General features: G+C 65.0%; 19 protein-coding genes. 15 read left to right on the forward strand and 4 right to left on the reverse strand.

Features of this window, described 5'->3' with window-relative positions; translation table 11 throughout:
- Position 1: 1 nt before the first annotated feature.
- From AC3FKG_RS24815 to AC3FKG_RS24860, 10 genes are all read left to right on the forward strand, one after another.
- Positions 2 to 337, forward strand: coding sequence for a succinate dehydrogenase (locus tag AC3FKG_RS24815; RefSeq protein WP_483712462.1), 336 nt, complete (start codon positions 2 to 4; stop codon positions 335 to 337).
- A complete protein-coding gene (locus tag AC3FKG_RS24820; RefSeq protein WP_211947612.1) occupies positions 334 to 681 on the forward strand; it encodes a succinate dehydrogenase/fumarate reductase transmembrane subunit in 348 nt (115 codons plus the stop codon). The genes AC3FKG_RS24815 and AC3FKG_RS24820 overlap by 4 nt, the downstream gene beginning before the upstream one ends.
- Entirely contained in the window at positions 682 to 2,430 is a 1,749-nt protein-coding gene (locus tag AC3FKG_RS24825; protein WP_488744383.1) for an L-aspartate oxidase, read from the forward strand.
- Between the two features lie 12 nt (positions 2,431 to 2,442).
- Entirely contained in the window at positions 2,443 to 3,378 is a 936-nt protein-coding gene (locus tag AC3FKG_RS24830) for a fumarate hydratase (RefSeq protein WP_483712459.1), read from the forward strand.
- On the forward strand, positions 3,372 to 4,055 hold the full coding sequence (locus AC3FKG_RS24835; protein WP_483712458.1) for a fumarate hydratase C-terminal domain-containing protein: 684 nt from the start codon (positions 3,372 to 3,374) through the stop codon (positions 4,053 to 4,055). The genes AC3FKG_RS24830 and AC3FKG_RS24835 overlap by 7 nt, the downstream gene beginning before the upstream one ends.
- A 44-nt stretch (positions 4,056 to 4,099) precedes the next feature.
- On the forward strand, positions 4,100 to 4,933 hold the full coding sequence (locus AC3FKG_RS24840; protein ID WP_488744384.1) for an amidohydrolase family protein: 834 nt from the start codon (positions 4,100 to 4,102) through the stop codon (positions 4,931 to 4,933).
- Between the two features lie 64 nt (positions 4,934 to 4,997).
- Positions 4,998 to 5,912, forward strand: a complete 915-nt coding sequence (locus AC3FKG_RS24845) for a LysR family transcriptional regulator (RefSeq protein ID WP_483712456.1) — start codon at positions 4,998 to 5,000, stop codon at positions 5,910 to 5,912.
- Between the two features lie 427 nt (positions 5,913 to 6,339).
- On the forward strand, positions 6,340 to 7,287 hold the full coding sequence (locus tag AC3FKG_RS24850) for a Bug family tripartite tricarboxylate transporter substrate binding protein (protein ID WP_488744385.1): 948 nt from the start codon (positions 6,340 to 6,342) through the stop codon (positions 7,285 to 7,287).
- An 86-nt stretch (positions 7,288 to 7,373) separates the two neighbouring features.
- Positions 7,374 to 8,384 (forward strand): Bug family tripartite tricarboxylate transporter substrate binding protein, encoded by a 1,011-nt coding sequence (locus tag AC3FKG_RS24855; RefSeq protein ID WP_488744386.1) that lies wholly within the window; start codon positions 7,374 to 7,376, stop codon positions 8,382 to 8,384.
- A gap of 34 nt (positions 8,385 to 8,418) precedes the next feature.
- Positions 8,419 to 9,162 (forward strand): sulfite exporter TauE/SafE family protein, encoded by a 744-nt coding sequence (locus AC3FKG_RS24860; protein ID WP_488744387.1) that lies wholly within the window; start codon positions 8,419 to 8,421, stop codon positions 9,160 to 9,162.
- Positions 9,163 to 10,009: 847 nt separating this feature from the next.
- Here the strand turns inward: AC3FKG_RS24860 and AC3FKG_RS24865 are convergent.
- The 4 genes from AC3FKG_RS24865 to AC3FKG_RS24880 all read right to left on the reverse strand — a co-directional run bounded on the left by AC3FKG_RS24865 (position 10,010) and on the right by AC3FKG_RS24880 (position 13,954).
- Complete coding sequence (locus AC3FKG_RS24865; protein ID WP_488744388.1) at positions 10,010 to 11,302, reverse strand: TRAP transporter large permease; 1,293 nt, start codon at positions 11,300 to 11,302, stop codon at positions 10,010 to 10,012.
- Positions 11,299 to 11,859: a TRAP transporter small permease gene (locus AC3FKG_RS24870; RefSeq protein WP_483712449.1), complete on the reverse strand. Its 561-nt coding sequence runs from the start codon at positions 11,857 to 11,859 to the stop codon at positions 11,299 to 11,301. Before AC3FKG_RS24870 ends, AC3FKG_RS24865 begins: the two co-directional genes overlap by 4 nt.
- Positions 11,856 to 12,896: a TRAP transporter substrate-binding protein DctP gene (gene dctP, locus AC3FKG_RS24875; protein ID WP_488744389.1), complete on the reverse strand. Its 1,041-nt coding sequence runs from the start codon at positions 12,894 to 12,896 to the stop codon at positions 11,856 to 11,858. Before dctP ends, AC3FKG_RS24870 begins: the two co-directional genes overlap by 4 nt.
- 245 nt (positions 12,897 to 13,141) lie before the next feature.
- Complete coding sequence (locus AC3FKG_RS24880; RefSeq protein ID WP_483712447.1) at positions 13,142 to 13,954, reverse strand: IclR family transcriptional regulator domain-containing protein; 813 nt, start codon at positions 13,952 to 13,954, stop codon at positions 13,142 to 13,144.
- A gap of 167 nt (positions 13,955 to 14,121) precedes the next feature.
- On the opposite strand from AC3FKG_RS24880, the gene AC3FKG_RS24885 reads away from it, so the two are divergent.
- From AC3FKG_RS24885 to AC3FKG_RS24905, 5 genes are all read left to right on the forward strand, one after another.
- Positions 14,122 to 15,699 (forward strand): alkaline phosphatase family protein, encoded by a 1,578-nt coding sequence (locus tag AC3FKG_RS24885; protein WP_488744390.1) that lies wholly within the window; start codon positions 14,122 to 14,124, stop codon positions 15,697 to 15,699.
- 68 nt (positions 15,700 to 15,767) lie between these two features.
- Positions 15,768 to 16,748 (forward strand): Bug family tripartite tricarboxylate transporter substrate binding protein, encoded by a 981-nt coding sequence (locus AC3FKG_RS24890; protein WP_488744391.1) that lies wholly within the window; start codon positions 15,768 to 15,770, stop codon positions 16,746 to 16,748.
- Positions 16,749 to 16,816: 68 nt separating this feature from the next.
- A complete protein-coding gene (locus AC3FKG_RS24895) occupies positions 16,817 to 17,305 on the forward strand; it encodes a cupin domain-containing protein (RefSeq protein WP_488744392.1) in 489 nt (162 codons plus the stop codon).
- Positions 17,306 to 17,352: 47 nt separating this feature from the next.
- Positions 17,353 to 18,378, forward strand: a complete 1,026-nt coding sequence (locus tag AC3FKG_RS24900) for a hydroxyquinol 1,2-dioxygenase (protein ID WP_483712442.1) — start codon at positions 17,353 to 17,355, stop codon at positions 18,376 to 18,378.
- A 46-nt stretch (positions 18,379 to 18,424) separates the two neighbouring features.
- Positions 18,425 to 19,888 (forward strand): aldehyde dehydrogenase family protein, encoded by a 1,464-nt coding sequence (locus AC3FKG_RS24905; RefSeq protein WP_483712440.1) that lies wholly within the window; start codon positions 18,425 to 18,427, stop codon positions 19,886 to 19,888.
- Positions 19,889 to 19,904 lie beyond the last annotated feature (16 nt).

Below are 19,904 nucleotides of genomic sequence, written 5' to 3' on the forward strand. Positions count from 1 at the left end.
CATGGAGCAGCGTCTCTTTGCCCTGCAGCGTCTGACGGCCATGATCATGGCGCCGTTCGTGCTGGTGCACCTGGGTGTCATCCTCTATGCGGTGCGCGGCGGCCTCACGGCGGCCGAGATCCTCTCGCGCACGCAGGGCAGCTGGATCTGGATTCCGTTCTACTCGCTGTTCGTGCTCAGCGTGGCGGTCCATGTGCCGATCGGCCTGCGCAACATCCTGATCGAATGGGCGCGGCTGAGCCGCAGCGGCGCATCGGTGGCGAGCCTGCTGTTCGGCCTGCTGCTGCTTGCCATGGGACTGCGCGCGGTGGCGGCAGTAGGAGGGTTCGGGTCATGAAGTCGCCACGCAATCATCGCGCTTACTGGGCTTTCCTGGGCCATCGGCTTTCCGGGCTGGCGCTCGGCATCTTTCTTCCTGCGCATTTCTATGTGCTCGGCCTTGCGCTGGACCAGCGTGCCCGCATGGACGCGTTCCTGAAGTTCGCCGACATGGGTGCGGTGAAGTTCGGCGAATGGGGGCTGGTGCTGCTGCTGTCCATTCATATGTGCTTCGGCCTGCGGCTGCTGGCGCTGGAACTGTTGCCGTGGAGTTCCACGCGCGACGCACGGCTGTCGTGGATCGGCTGGGGCGGCGCGCTGTCGCTGCTGGTCGGCGTGGTCTTTGCCCTGGGGGTAATCTGAATGCAAATCGAGAATCACAAGACAGACATCCTGATCCTCGGGACCGGCGGCGCGGGTCTGTTCGCGGCGCTGCATGCCAAAAAGGCCAACCCTGCGCTGAAAGTGTCGGTGGCGGTCAAGGGCCTGCTCGGCAAATGCGGCTGTACGCGCATGGTGCAGGGCGGCTACAACGTGGCGCTGTCCTCCGGCGATTCGGTCGAACGCCATTTCATGGACACGATCGAGGGCGGCAAGTGGCTGCCGCGGCAGGACCTGGCCTGGCGTCTCGTCGAAGGCGCGGTCGAGCGCGTGCGCGAACTTGAAAACGAGATCGGCTGCTTCTTCGACCGCAACCCCGACGGCACGCTGCACCAGAAGGCCTTCGCGGGGCAGAGCTTCGACCGGACTGTGCACAAGGCCGACCTGACCGGCATCGAGATTATCAACCGGCTGATGGAGCAGGTGCGCGCGCTCGATGTGGAAGAGCTGGAGGAGCACCGCGCGATCGAGCTGATTCCCGCCGCGGACGGCTCCGGCATCGCAGGCGTGCTGTTCATCGACATGCGTCGCGGCACCTATCGCTTCGTGCAGGCCAAGGCCGTGCTGCTGGCCACCGGCGCGGGTCCGACCATGTATCGCTATCACACGCCGTCGGGCGACAAGACCTGCGATGGCCTGGCCATGGCGATGCGCTACGGCCTTAGCCTGCGCGACATGGAAATGGTGCAGTTCCATCCGACCGGCCTGCTCGGCGGCCCCGATACGCGCATGACGGGGACGGTGCTCGAAGAAGGCCTGCGCGGGGCGGGCGGCTGGCTGCTCAACGGCGACGGCGACCGCTTCATGACCAACTACGACGCACGCGGCGAACGCGCGACGCGCGACGTGGTCAGCCGCGGTATCTATGCCGAAATGCGCGCCGGCCGGACGGGACCGATGGGCGGCGTCTACATACAGATGAGCCATCTCGGGCCGGAGAAGGTGGCCAAGACCTTCCCGGGCATGGTCAACCGCTGCAGCGACTGCGGCTTTGATCTTGCGGGCGGCAGGGTCGAGGTGGTGCCGACAGCGCACTACCTGATGGGCGGTGTCGAGTTCAATGTGGATTGCAGCACCGCGTCGCCGGGACTGTTCGCCGCTGGCGAGGACTGCGGCGGCGTCCACGGCGCAAACCGCCTCGGCGGCAACGGCGTGGCGAACTCGACGGTCTTCGGCGGCATCGCAGGCGACGCCATGGCGGCTTATGTCCCGGGCGTGAAGCAATGGAAGGAGCCGGACCGCCGCGTGATCGCCGATGGCATCGCGCGCGCCGAGTATCCGTTCTCGAAGCCGGCGGGCGCGATCCACGAACTGCGCGACGCGCTCGCGCAGACGATGTGGGACGACGTCGGCGTGCTGCGCCACGAGGCGGCGATGCAGCGCGGACTGAAATCGGTCGCGTCGCACCAGCGTGCGTTGATGGCCATCGGCGTGCCCGACGGCGACCGGCGCTACAACGTGACCTGGCATGACTGGCTGAACCTGCAAAGCCTGGTCGACATGTCGCGCGTCATTACGGTCTCCGCGCTGGCACGCGAGAACAGCCGCGGCGCGCATTTCCGCGAAGACTTCCCCGAGGCGGGCGACCTGCACGGCAGCCGCTACACCCGCGTGAGCGCCGATGGTGACGATCTCCGCCTCGAGATGGTCCCCGTCAAGTTCGATATTGTCCGGCCCGGCACGTCGCTGATTACTGGCGAGGCAGGCCAACCCCCGAAAGTTGCAGCATAAAGGACCGCTACGATGACCATTTCCATCGATCGGGTCGAGGAAGCCGCGTTCGAGATCATGAAGCGCGCCGCGATCGAGATCCCCAAGGACTACAAGCAAGGCATCCAGGCCTTGCAGAAGACCGAGACCGGCAAGCTGCCGCGCTTCGTCATCCACGCGATGCAGGACAACTGGGAAGCCGCCGACGAGGACCGCCGCCCGATGTGCGCGGACACCGGGCTGCCGCGCTACTACGTGAAGGTCGGCAATGAAGCGGCGGTCCAGCGCGGCTTTGTCGCGGTCGAGCGGGCACTGCGCAAGGCGACCGCCGACGCCACGCTGGCCGTGCCGCTGCGCCCGAACCGCGTGCATCCGCTCTGGCGCACCGACAACAACAACAACGTCGGCATCAACGCGCCGGAGATCGAATGGTCGTTCGAGCCGGATGCCGACTGGGTCGAGATCACCACGGTGCACAAGGGCGGCCTGTTTGGCACCGACTACCGCATGCTGTTCCCCGGTGACGGCATCGACGGCATCAAGCGCTTCGTGCTCGATACGCTGATCGCGTTCGGCAAGCGCGGCCTGGCGTGCCAGCCCGCCATCGTTGGCATCGGGCTGGGCGGCTCGAAGGATACGTGCATGCAGCTCGGCAAGCAGGCGGCTTGCCTGCGCGTGGTCGGCGACCGCAACCCCGATTCGAAGATCGCGGAACTGGAACTGGAACTGATGAAGCTCGGCAACTCGATCGGCATGGGGGCCATGGGGTTTGTCGGTTCTTCGATGGTGGTCGATTGCCACATCGAGGTTGGCCACACACACACGGGTGGCATGCCGATCAGTCTGCATACGTTCTGCCTGTCGTCGCGCCGCGCCACGGCACGCATCCACGCGGGCGGCGAAATCGAGTACCGCACCGACCCGCAGTGGTTCACCCCATACCTGCGCAGGGAGACAGTCGAATGGTAAGCCCGCAAGACGATGACCTGAAGGTCTTCCATATCAACCTGCCTGCCACTACGGAAGACATCGCCAGCCTGGAACTGGGCGCGGCGGTCTACCTGAATGGCGTGATCTACACCGCGCGAGAGGGCGTCTACAAGAAGGTGCTCGACGAGGGACTTGAGCCACCGGTCGAGCTGCGCGGGCTCAGCAACGTCAACTTCCACTGCTCGCCCGCTGCCGCGCCCGATGGCCATGGCGGCTACAACGTCGGCGCGGTAACCGCCACCGCGAGCTTCCGCTTCTCGAAGTGGATTCCGAAATGGATGAAGCAGACTGACTGCCGCATCTTCATCGGCAAGGGCGGCATGCCCGCCGACGACTACAAGCGCGTGCTCGCTCCCGGCGGCGCGGTCTACCTGACCACGGTCGGATACGGCACGGGCGCGCTGCTGGGCCGCGGCATCAAGCGCGTGCGCGATGTGTTCTGGCTGGACGAGCTTGGCATTGCGCAGGCCATGTGGATGTTCGAGGTCGAGAACTTCGGCCCGTTTATCGTCGAGAGCGATCTTGACGGCAACTCGCTCTTTGCGCAGCACGCCGAGATCATCAACGCCGGCATCGAAAAGCTCTACGCGGGACTCAAGCCGCCCGCGCTGCATCGCTACGGCGAGACCGACGACCGCAAGAACGAAGTGATGTAGCCCCGCACTCTCAACACACTGCAGCAAACCGGCAAGGAACGGACATGATCATCGATTTCCGACTGCGGCCGCCACTCGGCGGCTTCCTGAACACCCTGATGTATTCGGCCGGCGAGCGCCGCGACGGCTTCACGCGCACGGTCGGCTTCGAGCCGTCGCCGGCCGCGCAGCAGCAGTCGATGGGTCTGCTGATGCAGGAGATGGATGCGGCCGGCGTCGATCGGGGTGTCGTGGTGGGGCGCCTTGCCGGCACGCTGGGCAGCGTATCGAACGACGACGTGGCGCGCATCGTGCGCGATTACCCCGGGCGGTTCATCGGCGCGGCGTCCATCGATCCGACCGATCGCGTGGTTGCATGCAAGACCATTTCGAATGCCGTCGCCGGCGGCTTCAAGGCCATCAACATCGAACCGGGCTCGTACCCGATACCGATGTACGCCGACGACCGCCGCCTGTACCCGATCTACGCGCATTGCGAAGACCTGGACGTGCCGGTGATCCTGATGGTGGGCGGCACAGCGGGCCCGGACCTGAGCCACTCGGACCCGATACGCACGGACCGCGTGCTTACCGATTTCCCGAGGCTCAAGGTCGTGGTGGTGCACGGCGGCTGGCCGTGGGTCACGGAGATTCTCCACATCGCCTTTCGCCGGCCGAACCTGTACCTGTCGCCGGATATGTATTTTTCCAGGATGCCAGGCTGGGAGGAGTATGTGAAGGCGGCCGATACCTTCCTGGCGGACCGGATGCTGTACGCCAGCTCGTTCCCGTTCTGCCCGGTGCGCGACTACAAGCAGTGGTTCGAAACCTTGCCGATCCGTGCGGAGAACATGGAGAAGGTCATGGGCGGCAATGCGCGCCGCCTGCTGGGGCTTTAGGGCACGTGGCGTGCGTCCGTGCGGCACAATGACGGCGCACCGAACCCCTGATATCGAGTCGAATATGGACGTCAAGACGCTCTACACCCTGGTCGCCATCGCGGATCGCGGCAGCTTCGCCGAAGCGGGCAACGCGATCGGCCTGTCGCTGTCCGCCGTGAGCATGCAAATGCGCGCGCTGGAGGAAGAACTGGGCATGACCATCTTCGACCGCAGCCGCAGGCCGCCGATCCTCACGGATGCCGGGCTGGCCTTCACCAACCGGGCGCGCGACCTGCTGACCCACTGGGAAAGCATGAGCGCGGCGCTCAAGCGCGAAGCGGCGGGCGGCGTGCTCAAGCTCGGCTCCGTGCACACCTGCGTGTCCGGCCTGCTGCCGCTCGCGCTCAAGCGGCTGCAGCAGCAGGGGCACCGCCTCGACATCCACCTGACCACGGGCCTCACGCATGACCTGGAACGCGCCGTGCAACGGCGCCAGCTCGATGTCGCGGTAGTCACCGAGCCCGAAGTGCCGCGCCTGGACCTGGAGTTCACACCGTTCTTCAACGAGGAATTCGTCGTCATCACGCATGTCACCACGCGTGGCGACTCGGACAAGGGCGTGCTCGAAACGACGCCGTATGTGCGCTTCAATCGCACGGCGCGCGTGGGTTTCCTGGTCCAGGAAGAAATGGTGCGCCGGCAGATTGCGGTGCGGTCGACCATGGAGATCGACACGCTGGAAGGCGTCATCTGCATGGTTGCAAACGGCCTCGGCTCCTCGGTGGTGCCCGCGCGCGGCGTGGAGAACGAATTCCCGGCGTCGATCCGTACCATCCCGTTCGGATCGCCGCCGTTGATGCGCCGCCTCGGCATCCTGGTGCCGCGCGACAACCCGCGCGCGCACCTGTCGCGGCTGCTGCTCGATGCGCTGACGGCCGTCACCGAGCCGGCCAGCGCGCCCGATGACACCCGGCCCCGCCTTGTGCGCAAGCGTTAGCGATGGCGACGGTGCGCTTTTCCGCTTGGACAGCGATGACGGTCGTCCTGCATCGAAGCGAATAGTCGAAGAAGAACAGGTCAGATCGATAGCCTGCATTTAATTTAAATGCAGGATGGATTTTTGTTTTCGAAAGTTAAATTTTATCAACCAGTTTAACTGGTGATGCTCACAAAAAGATTAGGTTTTTGTTTAAGGAAATTATTTATTAGCCTCGATTGAAGACAATGCGTTGCACACGATAGCCGCGCCGGACAGCGGCACCACAAAGGAGACAGCGATGACACGACTTGGCATTGGAAGCGCACTCAGGCATTGGCAGGGACACGCACGGCGGTGGCTGCATCGCTTGCGCGCGAATCCCATTCTCGAGGAACTGCGTGGCGGCGCGGAAGCCAGGCGTCACGCGGGTTCAACGGCGGTAGCCATGTTCGCCCTAGCCATCGCACCGATGTACATGACGCCGGCACATGCGGAGGAATGGCCGAACAAGCCGGTCCGCCTGGTCGTGCCCTTTGCATCGGGCGGCGCCACCGACCTGCTTGCACGTGCGCTGGCGCTGGAGCTGGGCAAGCAATGGAAGCAGCCCGTGGTGGTGGACAACCGTCCCGGCGCCGGTGGTGCCGTGGGCGCGGAGGTCGTCGCCAAGTCGGCCGCGGATGGCTACACGCTGCTGCTGGCCTCGGGCAGCATGTTCACGGTGAATCCGTACATCTACCACAAGCTGCCGTATTCCACGCAGAGCTTCGAGATGATCAGCAAGGTGGCCAGCGGCCCGATGGTCGTTACCGTCAACACCAAGGTCCCGGCCAAGACCGTGGCGGAACTCATCAGCTATGCGAAGGCCAATCCCGGCAAGCTTACCTTTGGCTCGGCGGGCAACGGCAGCCAGGTCCATATCGCGAGCGAGGCATTTGCCGAGGCCGCTGGCATGGAGGTCGTGCACGTGCCGTACAAGGGGGATGGCCCGGCCTATGCGGACCTGATGGCCGGCGTGATCGACATGACCGTGGGCAATATCAATGGCATCTCGCCGCTGCTAAAGGGAAGCCGTTTGCGTGCGCTGGCCGTGACGGGCAAGGAGCGCTCGCCGCTGCTGCCCGACGTGCCGACGGTGGCCGAAGCCGGACTGCCGGGTTTCAGCTTCTATGGCTGGTTCGCGCTGATGGCGCCCGCGGGCACCTCGAAAGACCTGACCGCAAAGATGTATGCGGATCTCGAACGTGCCGTCTCGGAGCCCAGCATGCAGCGCTACCTTGCCGCACAAGGCATGACGAAGACACTGTCGCCGAATGGCCGCCTTGTCGAGGAGATCGCGCAGGAATCGGGCCGCTGGAAGGTGCTGGTGGCAAGGCGGAAGATCTCGGCCAACTGAGCGTGGCGGTCCGATACAGAGCGTGCCCACAGTCGGCTGGCTGGTGGCGCCTGAGCCGCCGCCGTCCGGAAACGGAGACAAGCGTCATGGATCCAATGTTTCGCAGGCTCATGCGGTTTGCCTTGCCCGGCATGGCAATGGCCGGTGCTGTCACGGCGCTGCCTGCCTCCGCGCAAACCACGCAGCAGTACCCGAGCCGGCCGGTCACGATCATTGTGCCGTTCAGCGCAGGCGGTGATGCGGACCAGTCCGCGCGCAACCTGTCGGTCACGGCCTCCACCATGCTCGGGCAACCGGTCGTGGTGATGAACCGGCCCGGCGCCAACGGCGCCATCGGCTCGCAGGTGGCGAAGGACGCGGCGCCGGATGGCTATACGCTGCTGCTGGCCAGGGTTGGCTCGCAGGTGCTGCTTCCCGCGATCCAGGATTCGGGGCTTCAATATAAGTGGAACGACTTCACGTTTATCGGGCTGCTTGAACTGAACCCCGTGGTTTGCGTCGTGCATCCGGAATCGAAGTACAAGACCATCGCGGATCTTGCAGCCGAACTGCAGGCGCATCCCGGCAAGCTGAACTACAGCGCATCGGGCCCGGCCACCGTGCTGAACCTTGCGCCGCAGTTGCTGCTGCAAAGCCTGAACCTGAAGCCGGCCGATGCCGTCAGCGTGAACTACAAGGGCGGCAGCGAGGCGGCGCTCGCGGTGATCTCGAAGGAGGTCGATTTCAGCTGCCCCAACCTCAGCTCCGTGTCGGGCCAGCTGTCGGGCGGCAAGCTGCGTGCGCTGGTGACCACCACGCCGGAGCGGCTCAAGCAGCTTCCGGATGTGCCGACCGTGCGCGAGGCTGGCTTCCCGAAGCTTGAAGCGGTGATCGGCTGGAGCGCGCTGTACGGCCCGCCGAAGCTGTCGCCGGACATCGTCAGGAAGTGGGCCGGCGTACTGAAGGCGGCGGCGGGCGATGCTCGCTGGATTGCCGCTAACGCGACATATGGGGGCATACCACGCATCCTGACGCCCGAGGAGACCACCAGGTATGTTTCGGAAAGCTTCGCGACGTACCAGTCGCTGGCCCGCAGCGTAGGCATCAAGGTGCAGTAGCGTGACGACGACAACAACAAGAACGGGTTGAAGCATGGGTAGCGAGCATTACGCGGTCCTGGGGGCGACCATTGCCGCCGCCTACACGGTATTCGGTCTGACCGGTTTTGGCGCGGCGATGGTGGCGGTGCCCGTGCTGGTCCAGTTCATTCCGCTGCAGTTCGTGGTGCCCACGCTGTTGCTGCTGGACCTTGTCACGACCGCCATGGTCGGCTTGCGCAACCGCAAGTCCATTGCGCGCTCCGAGCTGCTGCGGCTGGTGCCGTCCATGGTCGCCGGGGTGGCACTGGGCACCACGGTGCTGGCCAGGGTCGAGTCGCGCTGGCTGCTGGTCGGCCTTGGCGTGTTCGTGCTGGGCATGACGGGCCGCGCGCTGCTTCGTCCTGCCGCCGCCAGCGCGCCGGCCGCCGGCACGGCATGGTCGGCGCCGGCGGGTATCGTTGGCGGTGTGTTCAGCGCGTTGTTCGGGACGGGCGGGCCGATCTACACCATGTACCTGTCCAGGCGCCTGCCGCACCTCGACGAATTCCGCGCCACGATCGCGGCGGTGATCCTGGTCAGTGCGGGCATGCGCCTGGTCGCGTTTGCCAGCAGCGGACTGCTGCAGCAGGCGGACCTGCTGCGCAGCGCGGCATTCGCGGTGCCGTTCAGCCTGGCCGGGTTGGCGGTGGGATCCCGGCTGCGCAAGCGTTTCCCTGCCGACGTTGTGCGGCGCGTGCTGATGCTGTTCCTGGCGGCCAGCGGTGTGTCGGTGCTTTGTCGGGGGTTGATGATGTAGGGATCTGAGAGGGAATTAGTTTGCTCACATGACATGGGAGGATGGTAAGGTACAACAGTTATGGATTTCCGTACCCAGTTAGTTCCGGATTGCGCGCATTTTTTCGTCCGCAAAGCCAATGCTGACAAGGCATATCCGTAACTGTTGAGTCTTGCCATGTGCGGCTTTTTTGCACCGCGATTTTGCGGGAATTCAAGCAAACTTTTGCGCTGCACATCTCAAATCGAGACCTGCTCGTTGCCTTTGTGAGGCCCACTACACGCAGATCACCACTGAACTTGGCTGCCCACACAAACGAACACGTAGGCGCCTGACGCGATGCTCTTGGTCGGTTTCACATTGAAGTCGCGAGCGAAGGGCGGCAGACGACCCCTCTGCGACGGTCAAGGGCACCTACATGTATGGCGGCGAACAGTCCGATAGCAGTCGTCCGCTACCTACCGTGCCGCTCATGGCAGATCGCCCGTTGTCTCCCGTCACGGACCAGATTTGGCGGAGGCCAGCGTTCCACGCCGACCGACGTTGCGCATGCATGGCTCCTCGAATGGGTGCAAAAAAAAAGGAATCCCCTATCGACGCAGCGATGCCTCCAGGCTTATGAGGTTCTGCGGGGCGACGCGGATCAGGCCGCCGCGCGGGCTGTCGATATCGGCGATCAGCGCCATCGGTCAGCTTCCGCCATTGGCCAGAGGAAGGTCGAACGTCAGCAACTGGCCCGATAAGCGACTCCCGAGATCGAAGGAAGCGCTTGTGTGAGAGACAGGGTTGAGTGTTTGCCCGTAACCCCGGAAATCTGATCTGACCGCAGCATCCCGTCCTCGGATCGGAATGCCTGCGTCAAGTCCGATTAGCGCATCAATCCAACCAGCGCGAGCGCGATGCCTGGCACGAGGATCACCAGCACGAGTGCGACGACATTGGCGGCCAAAAAGGGGATGGTTCCTTTGAAGATGGTGCTGATCGACAGCTCAGGCAGCATGGTTCTCACCATGAAGATGTTCATCCCCACTGGTGGATGGATCATGCCGATCTCCATCATCATCGCCACGTAGATCCCGAACCAGATCATGTTCGCGCCAAGCGGCTGCACGATCGCGGCGAACACAGGGATAGTCAGCAGCATCATGGCCAGCGCCTCCATCAGCGATCCGAGCACGATGTAGATGCCGGTGATCACGAGGATGACACCCAGTAGCGGCAGGTGCATCGCCTGAATCCAGTCGACAAGCGTTCCCGTGAGGCCGGACAGGGTGATGAAGTTGGCGAACACCATGCCGCCGAACGCGATCGAGAAGATCATGGCCGTGGTCTTGCCCGCTTCCACCAGTGACTCGAGCAGCGTGGCGAAGGTCAGCTTGCGCCGGATGCCGGCAAATACCAGCGCGCCAGTCGCGCCAATGCTGGAGGCTTCGGTCGCGGTGAAGATGCCGCTGTACAGGCCGCCAACCACCAGCAGGAACAGCACCAGCACGCCCCAGATCTTGCCGGCCTTGCGAAAGCGGACCGCCCACGAGGCCCGTTCTCCCGGCGGCCCCTTAGTCGGGTCCCGCCTTACCGTCCACCAGATCGACAGCAGGAAGAGCGTGCCAAGCAGCAGGCCGGGCCCGATCCCAGCGATGAACAGTTTGCCGATGTCCTGGTCGGTCAGCACACCGTAGATCAGCAGCGGGAAGCTTGGTGGAATCAGCGCGCCCAGCGTACCGCCTGAACTGACGCATCCTGCTGCGAGGCTGTCGGCGTAACGATGGCGGCGCATCGGCGGCATGGCGACCTTGGTCATCGTGGCCGCCGTGGCGATGGAGCTGCCAGACATGGAGGCGAAGCCCGCGCAAGCCAGCACGGTCGCATGGGCCAGTCCGCCGCGGAAATGGCCAATCCACGCATTGGCCGCGTCGTATAGCTCTTCCGCGAGGTCGGCCTTGTAGATGAACGTCCCCATCAGGATGAACATCGGCAGCACCGACAGGTTTTCGTTGGCCGCGAGATCGGCGATGGTCATGCCGGCCATCGCCAGCGCCGGTTCAACACCGCGTGTGAGGGCGAAGAATCCCACGCCGACGCTCAGCATGGCGAAGCCGAGCGGCACGCCTGCGAATGCGAACAGCAGGACGGTGAGAAAGCCTAGCAGTGCGAGCGTCATGATGCCTCCCGGTGACGCGGAAACGATCTGAGGTGCTGGAACGCGAGCAGGATCAGGACCAGCAGCGTGACTGCAGCCAGCGCACTCATGAAATAGCTCAGGGGCGCGAGCGGCCATTCGAGCACGGTGGTGGTGATCTGGTTCTCGGCCAGGTCAACGCCGTCGGCGGCCAGTTGCCGCGCCATGATCGCCACGGCTGCGATGCTGACTAGCAGGACAAACGCCTGCTGCAGCCACGTGCCCAGGTCGCCAAGCCTGTCCTGCAGGATGTTCACGGTAATGTGCTGCCGCCCCAACGTGACCAGCGGGAAGGCCGAGAAGATCAGGATGGCCATGGCGAATCGCACCATTTCGGCGGCGCCGCGGATCGGTGACGAAAGCCAGTAGCGCAGGAAAACATCGCCGAACGTCAGCATCATGATGAAGCACAGCGCCAGTGCCACGATGGTTCCAAGCGCGCGTTGCAGCCAGCGGGCCGCCCACCCGCGCGGCGGGGCGGCGGTGGCCGAGCCCATCTCCGCAACCGTCGGGGTTGCGGCGGAATCCGGATGTTTCATTGGGCCTCCTTCAACGCTTGCTCGCGATAGAAGCGAAGGGCGCCCTGTCCCTCAACATTGCGCCGCGCCGCGGCGGCAAGCCACTGCGCTTCCATCGGACGCGCGAGGTCGGTCAGCTCGGCCAGGAAAGCGGGGGGCGGCGTGACAAGCGCCAGTCCGCCAGCCACTGCGTCGGCACGCGCCTGCGTGTTTGCCTGGTCGATGACGCGCATGCGCCGTGCAAAGGCCTCTCCGGACAACGCGGTGATGGCGCTGCGGTCTGCCACCGAGATCGAATCCCAGGCCGCCTTATTGACGAAGAAGGAAAAGCTTGGCGCGGTAATGCCGCCTGGAATGACGGTCTCGGCCCGCGCATAGCGCACTACGTTGAAGCGTGCGGCGTCCAGGTCGGGAATGCCCGCGAATCCGTCGACCGTGCCGCCGGCCACCAGCTCGCTCATCTTCGCCGCGGGCGTGGCCACGACGCCCGCGCCGGCATGATCCATCAGGTTCGCCGCGACGCCAGGGAGCGCCCACAGTTTGACGCCCCGCATCGCCTGGCGGGAGGTGATGGGCTGCTTGAGGCTGTAGAGCTGGCCCGCCGGGAAGACCACCAGCGCGAGCAGGTGCACGTCACGATACTCGCCGGCCTGACTGAAGTACTTCTCATGCGTGCGCCACAGTGCCACCGACATGCCGGCCGCCGTGGTCGAGCCGAGCGGCAGGTGCGCAAGCTGGGGCAGGGTGACGCGATTCTGGATCAGGCCGTTGAAGATATAGGCGCCGTCGACAATGCGCTTGCGGACCACGTCCCACTGCTGCTGCGGGGAACCGACGCTCGTCGGCGGATAGACGATCCTGACGCGGCCTTCGGTCGCCCGCTCCACCTCCTGCGCCCACGGCTTCATGATCGCGACGTTGAAGATGTGCTGGGGCGGCAGAAAGGCACTGACAACCAGGGTGGTGATTGGGGGCGTGGTGGCGCGCGCCGTGGCAGGCAGCGCAAATGAAAGCGCCGGCAGCAGTGCCGCCGCTATCCATGCGATCCATCTCGGCATGGTGTCTCCTGTTTCTCGGTTCTTGTGTCGTGGCCGGTGCGAGAAAAAAGGGTGGGGGCGCCGGCCAGTCGCGGCGGCCGCGCAAGGCAGCCGTCACAGGATCAAACTTAGCGGCTGGCGCAGCCGATGTCCCGGGTTTTTACTGCGGGTTTCACGTGGTGAAACCCGCAGGTATGCCGGGCGGCGCAGGCAAGTCGGAGCGCGCCGGGGCGAGAAGCAAAGAGGGCAGGCGCGCGGGGTCCGCGCTAGGGGCGAGCCGACATCTTCCCGGCGATGGCGTCGGCCGTGTGCCGCAGCGGGTCCAGGCACTGCGTCACCATCTGCTCCGGCGTGCGCACGCCTCGAATCCAGACGATGTTGACGCATCCATACACGCGCCCCTTGTCTCCCATGATTGGCACGGCCAGTGCATCCAGGCGGTCGTCCGCCTCGGTGCGCGGCTTGTCATAGTCGCCACCGAACCCCTGCTCGCGCACGCCGTAGCCGCGCTGCTGCGTGCGCTCGATCGACCGGGCCACGTACGCCGGATCACGCGCGACAGCGTCCCCGCCCCGGCGGCTGCGGCGCAAGGCCGCGAGGATCATCTCGCGTTCCTTCTGCGGGCAAAAGGCCAGATAGGCCTGTCCCACCGCCGAACGAAGCATGTTGACCTGGAAGCCGATGTTGTCGCGCCGGATCGTAAAGTACGACTCGGCGCGGTTGGTTTCACACAGCACCATGGCGTTGCCGCGCCGGATCGCGAGATCCGAGGGCCACAGGATCTCGGCCTGAAGCCGGTCGAGCTCCGGAGCGGCGAACTGTGCCAGCCGGTCGGTCACGTCGGATTGCCGCCGGCTTGCGGGCGGCGGACTGCCGGGGCAGTAGTGCCCGTCAGCGATGCGCCGCCAGATCAGCGCGCGGCGCTCCAGGGTCACCAGAATGCGCAGCAGCGTCGCCTTCGGCAGCCCCGTTTCATCATGCAGCGCCTGCAGGCTGGCGCCACCGGTCCTGCGCACCTCGTCCAGCACGGCCAGTCCCCGATCCAGCGCCGTGATTGTCTTGACCTTCGGGTCCCACATGCATCGTCTCCCGCACGGGACTCGGCTTCCCGTGTATTTCACTGAGTGAAACTCTAGCAGAAGCCGCTTGAGAAGCCCACTCGCAGGAAATATTGTTCTGGCCATGGCGGCGACGCAGCAAACGTGTCTGACCGCTTCACTACGAAGCCACAAGAGGAGACGTCGAGATGGGAGCGCAACGCATACGCAATGTCCTTTGGATCATGTGTGATCAACTGCGCTGGGACTACCTGTCCTGCTACGGCCATCCCCGCTTGCATACTCCCAACGTCGACCGCCTCGCGAGCCGTGGCGTGCGCTTTACCAATGCGTTCGTGCAGGGGCCCGTGTGTGGGCCGTCGCGCATGTCCTACTACACGGGGCGGTACGTGACGAGCCATGGCGCCGTGTGGAACTTCGTACCGATGCCGGTTGGCGAGATGACGCTCGGTGACTTCCTGCGGCCCCATGGCGTACGCGTCGCCGTAGCGGGCAAGACGCACGTGGAGGCGGACCGGGCGGGCATCAGGCGACTCGGTATCGATCCGCGCAGCGCTGAGGGCGCGCTGGTGGCGGAAGGCGGATTCGAGCCGTTCGACCGCGACGATGGCATCTGGCCACCGGGCTTTGCCGATGAGAGCCACCAATACACCGCCTATCTGCGCGAGCGTGGCTACGACGGGGCGAATCCGTGGCACGACCATGCCAACTCGGCCGCCGGTGAGAACGGAGAGATCCTGTCCGGCTGGGACATGCGCTACGCCCGGTTGCCTGCGCGGGTCCGCGAGCAGGATTCGGAAACGCCGTACATGACGCGCCGCGCGATCGACTTCATCGAGCAGAGCGGCGACCAGCCCTGGGTGTTGCACCTGTCATACATCAAGCCACACTGGCCCTACGTCGCGCCGGCGCCGTATCACGCGATGTACGGCCCTGATGACGTGCTGCCGGTCAAACAGCACCAGAGCGAGCTGGACCATGCGCATCCCGTGCTGCAAGGCTTTCGCAACTGCGAGGTCAGCCGCAATTTCTCCCGGGCGGAGGTGCGGGACACGGTCATTCCCACTTACATGGGCCTGATCAAGCAGATCGACGACCAGCTCGGCGTGCTATTCGACTACCTTGAACGCAGTGGTCGCTTCGACGACACCATGGTGATCTTCTCCAGCGACCATGGCGACTACCTTGGCGACCACTACCTCGGCGAGAAGGAGCTCTTCCACGACAGCGTGGCCAAGGTTCCGCTGATCATCTGCGACCCGCGCGCGGACGCTGCGCGAGGCCACGTGGAAGCACGGCTGGTCGAGGCCATCGATCTGGTGCCGACCATTCTCGATGCCTATGGGTTGCCCATTCCCGACCACGTCGTGGAAGGCCGATCGCTGGCGCCGCTGCTGCGCGGCGAGACGCCGAGCGAATGGCGCGATGCGGTGTTTTCCGAGAACGACTACGCCTTCCGCGATTTCGTGCGCGAAGCGGTCGGACGCCCGGCGCACGGCTGCCATATGACGATGGTGCGCGACCACGACTGGAAATTCGTGCACTTCGAAGGCCTGCGTCCGCAGTTGTTCGACTTGCGCAATGACCCGGACGAGTTCGTTGACCTGGGCGCCGATCCTGCCTATGCAGAGATACGCGAGCGCTTCCAGGCGCGCCTGTTCGACTGGCTGCGCGACCGCCGTATCCATCCGACAGTCAGCCATGCCGCCATGGCCGGATGGACGCGCAAGGAAGAGGAGGTCGGCATCCATATCGGCCGCTGGTAGCGCGGTTGCAGTACCCCGTAGCGGCCACCGGAGAGCCGCCGGGAATCACGAAACTCTCAGGAGACAACATGAAACCCACAAGTCACGCACTGGCGCTCGCCTGTCAGATCGCCTGCGTGTTTGCCGTCGTGCCGGCGGCTTCGGCACAAGCCGACTGGCCCAGCAGGCCGATCCGGATCGTCGTAGCGTTTCCCGCAGGTTCGCCCGGAGACATCGCATCGCGGCTGGTTGCCAACAAGCTTGGCCAGTCGCTCGGGCAGCCAGTGGTGGTAGAGAACCGGCCGGGGGCCGGCGGCAATATCGGCGCCGACGTGGTAGCCAAATCGCCCGCCGACGGCTACACGCTCCTGCAAGGCCCGGACACGATCCTGACGGTCAACCCGACGCTATACCGCAAGCTCAGCTTCAAGCCCGGCGACCTTGTTCCCGTGATCACGCTTGCGCGCTTCAACCAGATGTTGGTCTGTGCGCCGTCCTCGGGTATCCAGTCCCTTTCGGACCTGGCGAAGAAGGCCAGGTCGGCGCCGGAAGGGCTGAACTATGCATCGGGCGGCCCCGGCGTGCCGGGCCACCTGGCGATGGAGATGTACCTGACGCAGGCCGGCATCAGGATGACGCATGTGCCGTACAAGGGACCGTCGCCGGCCATGCAGGATGTGCTGGCCGGACAGGTCCCCTGCGGATATCTGGCGTCGCCGGTGGTCACGCCGATGGTCAAGGCCGGCAAGCTTGTGGGACTGGCGGTATCGGGTTCTACACGCTCGGTGCTGGCGCCGCAGGTACCCACCATGGCCGAGGCCGGCGTGACCGGCTACGACGCGAGCTTCAGCGAACTGCTGCTCGCGCCGAAGGGCACGCCGGACGCCATCGTGCGCCGCCTGAATGAAGAGATCGGCCGCATCGTGAGGCTGCCGGAGGTGCGCGCGAAGCTGCTTGCCAATGACCTCGCACCCGCCCCCGACCAGCCCGCCGCATTGGCCGGGCAGATTGACGCCGACACCGCCAAGTGGCAGGCCGTGATCCGCCGCGTCGGTGTGTATCTGGACTGATCCGGCCACCCGACAGACAACCAACCGCAATTCGCCGGCGGTGCATCCGCCCAACTCAGGAGACATCCATGACGACATCCACGCCCCGAACCGTTTTCGGTTCTCTCGACAACTACCGCAAGGGCAGCATCGAAGTGACCCAGGGCGACGCCCGTCACTATGTGTTTTCCAACATCTTCGAAGTGGCCGCAGGCTCAGCGCCGTACGAGCGCGTGGTAGTCGGCAAGAACTTGGAATACGTGGTGGAAGCCGCGCGTGCCGAAGGGCAATCCGCATGGTTCACCTGCTCGCACGATGAATTCGTGATCTCGATGGACGGCGAGGTACGCGTGGACTTCGTCAAGCTGGACGCGTCTCCCGCCGCCGCGGATGGTGCCGTGCTGGCCGAGCCCACGGGGCGCAACATGGGCCACGTGGTGCTGGGCAAGGGCCATCAGAGCCTGCTGCCGGCAGGCTGCGCCTATCGCTTCAACGCGCAGCAGCCATGCGCACTGCTCTTGCAATCCAGGCTCGGTGCGCTGTCCGTGGAGAAGTGGGCGGACATCTGCCTCCATTGAACCAAGGCCCGATCGCACGTTCCACCAAAATCATTAGGAGACTTACCATGGCCATGCTCGACGTTGCCGACAAGCCGAAAACTTCCGCCTTCGCCGCCAATAAAGTCCAGTCCGGCGCGCCCGATCCGGTCAGCGGCTACCGCGATTTCAACCTTGGCGCCTTCCGCTTTTCGCGCGACGCTTACTTCGCCACCGTGCAGTGGCCCGCGCGCGGCCAGCTCCGTACCCACGCCATTCCTGCCGACGCCTTCCTGCGCGCCATGATGCGCGACGTCGCCTGGGGCTTCTTCTACGGCTGGGTCAACTTCGACCACGTCTTCGGCACGCGCAACCACTACGGCAAGGTCGACGTCTACGCGGGCGCCTTCAACGGCGTGATGAAGGAAGCGGGCGTGGACTATACCGAGACCTTCGAGACCCCGGTCATCATGGCGACATTCAAGGCCATCCTGCACGACTGGACCAACGAAGGCTTCGATCCTTTCGCCGCGCCCGAGGAAACCGGCACAGCCTTCGGCCCCAAGCACGGCGACAACATCGCTGCGATCGAGCGCACGCGCATCGCCACGCGCCGCATGCCTGGCCTGCCGGACGACTCGCCCCTGCGCGATGACCTGCCCGTCAACCGTGCCTTCCTAGACGTGGCACAAGATGAGCCCGAGATCCACGTCGAACCCGGCTTCGAAGGTCAGCTCCACGCGTTCAACCTGTTCAAGTACCTTTCCCGCTCGGACGTGACGTGGAACCCGTCGGTCACGTCGGTCTGCGGCCAGAGCCTGTTTTGCCCGACTACCGAAGAGTTCATCCTGCCGGTCTTCCACGGCAACGACCGCGTGGAGTGGTTCCTGCAACTGTCCGACGAGATCATCTGGGACATCGGCGACAAGAACACCGGCGCTCCGCGCGCCCGCGTCACCATGCGCGCCGGCGACATCTGCGCAATGCCGGCCGACATCCGCCACCAGGGCTACTCGACCAAGCGCTCGATGCTGCTGGTGTGGGAGAACGCCACGCCGAACCTGCCCAAGCGGTACGAAAGCGGGGAACTGAAGCCGTATCCGGTGGAGTTCTGATCGTCCGCTCCGTGCCTTGCGCCTCACATACTCCTGGAACATCGTCATGCTGAACAAGCTCTTCATCAACGGCCGCTTCGTCGATGCGCTGGCCGGCGGCACCATCGACGTACTGAATCCGCACGACGGCAGCCTCATCACCGCCATCGCTGCGGCCGAGGCAGCCGACGTGGATCTTGCCGTCGAGGCTGCCGCCAAGGCGTTCCCCGCCTGGTCCCGCATGGCCGCCGCCGAGCGCGGACGCCTGCTGCTGAAGCTCGCCGATGCCATCGAAGCCAACGCCGAGGAACTCGCGCAGCTCGAATCGCTCGACACCGGCCACCCGATCCGCGATTCGCGTGGTCTGGACGTGCCGCGCACCGCCGCCTGTTTCCGCTACTTTGGCGGCATGGCCGACAAGCTGCAGGGCTCGGTCATCCCGGTAGAGACCGGCTTCCTGAACTATGTGCAGCGCACCCCCATCGGGGTGGTCGGCCAGATCGTGCCGTGGAACTTCCCGCTGATGTTCACGAGCTGGAAAATGGGCCCGGCACTGGCGGCAGGCAATACGGTGGTGATAAAGCCGTCCGAGCTGACGCCGCTGTCGTCGCTGCGGATTGCCGAGCTGATGGCCGAGGTGGGCTTTCCGGCGGGCGTGGTCAACATGGTGCCGGGCTACGGACACACGGCGGGCCAGCGGCTGGCCGAGCATCCCGGGGTCGGCAAGATCGCCTTTACCGGGTCGACCGCCACTGGCAGGCGCATCGTGGAGGCGTCGAAGGGCAATCTGAAGCGTGTGCAGCTCGAGCTGGGCGGCAAGGGCGCCAACATCGTCTTCGGGGATGCCAACCTCGACGCGGCCATCAACGGCGCCGCCTGGGCGATCTTCCACAACCAGGGGCAGGCGTGCATCGCGGGCTCGCGGCTGGTGCTGCATGAACGCATCGCCGACGAGTTCCTCGACCGCTTTGGCAAGCTAGCGGCGTCCATCCGGCTGGGCAATCCGCTCGATCCGGAAACCGAGATGGGGCCGCTGACCTCGGCCCAGCATCGCGACAAGGTGTTGTCCTATACCAGTGTGGCGCGAGAGCAGGGTGGGCGAGTGCTGACCGGCGGCCGGGCGCCGACGCTTGCGGGGCTCGAGAAGGGTTACTACGTCGAGCCGACCATCGTCGAGGCAAAGCCGCACGACCGCGTGGCGCAGGAGGAGGTGTTCGGCCCCTTCGTCACCGTGCTGCGCTTCGGCAATGACGAGGAGGCGTTGTCCATCGCCAACGCAACCGAGTACGGACTCGGCAGCGGCCTGTGGACGCGCGACCTGGGCCGCGCGCACAAGATGGCCGACAGCATCCATGCCGGCATGTGCTGGATCAACTGCTACAAGCGGGTGAACCCCGGCAGCCCGTTTGGCGGGCTTGGGCAATCCGGCTACGGTCGCGAAATGGGCTTCGAGGCCATGCACGACTACACGGAAGCGCGGTCGGTATGGGTCAACGTGGACGCTACGATACCGCCGCATTTCAAGCGCTGATGCACTGGGCGGGTCA

This window comes from Cupriavidus sp. 22TCCZM04-2, from assembly GCF_057798895.1.

Excerpts from the sequence above, each read along its gene's own strand:
- AC3FKG_RS24835 (WP_483712458.1), top strand. The coding sequence starts at position 3,372 with ATGGTAAGCCCGCAAGACGATGACCTGAAGGTCTTCCATATCAACCTG.
- AC3FKG_RS24860 (WP_488744387.1), top strand. The coding sequence starts at position 8,419 with ATGGGTAGCGAGCATTACGCGGTCCTGGGGGCGACCATTGCCGCCGCC.
- AC3FKG_RS24855 (WP_488744386.1), top strand. The coding sequence starts at position 7,374 with ATGGATCCAATGTTTCGCAGGCTCATGCGGTTTGCCTTGCCCGGCATG.
- AC3FKG_RS24900 (WP_483712442.1), top strand. The coding sequence starts at position 17,353 with ATGGCCATGCTCGACGTTGCCGACAAGCCGAAAACTTCCGCCTTCGCC.
- AC3FKG_RS24825 (WP_488744383.1), top strand. The coding sequence starts at position 682 with ATGCAAATCGAGAATCACAAGACAGACATCCTGATCCTCGGGACCGGC.
- AC3FKG_RS24895 (WP_488744392.1), top strand. The coding sequence starts at position 16,817 with ATGACGACATCCACGCCCCGAACCGTTTTCGGTTCTCTCGACAACTAC.
- AC3FKG_RS24890 (WP_488744391.1), top strand. The coding sequence starts at position 15,768 with ATGAAACCCACAAGTCACGCACTGGCGCTCGCCTGTCAGATCGCCTGC.
- AC3FKG_RS24885 (WP_488744390.1), top strand. The coding sequence starts at position 14,122 with ATGGGAGCGCAACGCATACGCAATGTCCTTTGGATCATGTGTGATCAA.
- AC3FKG_RS24845 (WP_483712456.1), top strand. The coding sequence starts at position 4,998 with ATGGACGTCAAGACGCTCTACACCCTGGTCGCCATCGCGGATCGCGGC.
- AC3FKG_RS24905 (WP_483712440.1), top strand. The coding sequence starts at position 18,425 with ATGCTGAACAAGCTCTTCATCAACGGCCGCTTCGTCGATGCGCTGGCC.
- dctP (WP_488744389.1), bottom strand. The coding sequence starts at position 12,896 with ATGCCGAGATGGATCGCATGGATAGCGGCGGCACTGCTGCCGGCGCTT.
- AC3FKG_RS24820 (WP_211947612.1), top strand. The coding sequence starts at position 334 with ATGAAGTCGCCACGCAATCATCGCGCTTACTGGGCTTTCCTGGGCCAT.
- AC3FKG_RS24880 (WP_483712447.1), bottom strand. The coding sequence starts at position 13,954 with ATGTGGGACCCGAAGGTCAAGACAATCACGGCGCTGGATCGGGGACTG.
- AC3FKG_RS24840 (WP_488744384.1), top strand. The coding sequence starts at position 4,100 with ATGATCATCGATTTCCGACTGCGGCCGCCACTCGGCGGCTTCCTGAAC.
- AC3FKG_RS24815 (WP_483712462.1), top strand. The coding sequence starts at position 2 with ATGGAGCAGCGTCTCTTTGCCCTGCAGCGTCTGACGGCCATGATCATG.
- AC3FKG_RS24830 (WP_483712459.1), top strand. The coding sequence starts at position 2,443 with ATGACCATTTCCATCGATCGGGTCGAGGAAGCCGCGTTCGAGATCATG.
- AC3FKG_RS24850 (WP_488744385.1), top strand. The coding sequence starts at position 6,340 with ATGTTCGCCCTAGCCATCGCACCGATGTACATGACGCCGGCACATGCG.
- AC3FKG_RS24870 (WP_483712449.1), bottom strand. The coding sequence starts at position 11,859 with ATGAAACATCCGGATTCCGCCGCAACCCCGACGGTTGCGGAGATGGGC.
- AC3FKG_RS24865 (WP_488744388.1), bottom strand. The coding sequence starts at position 11,302 with ATGACGCTCGCACTGCTAGGCTTTCTCACCGTCCTGCTGTTCGCATTC.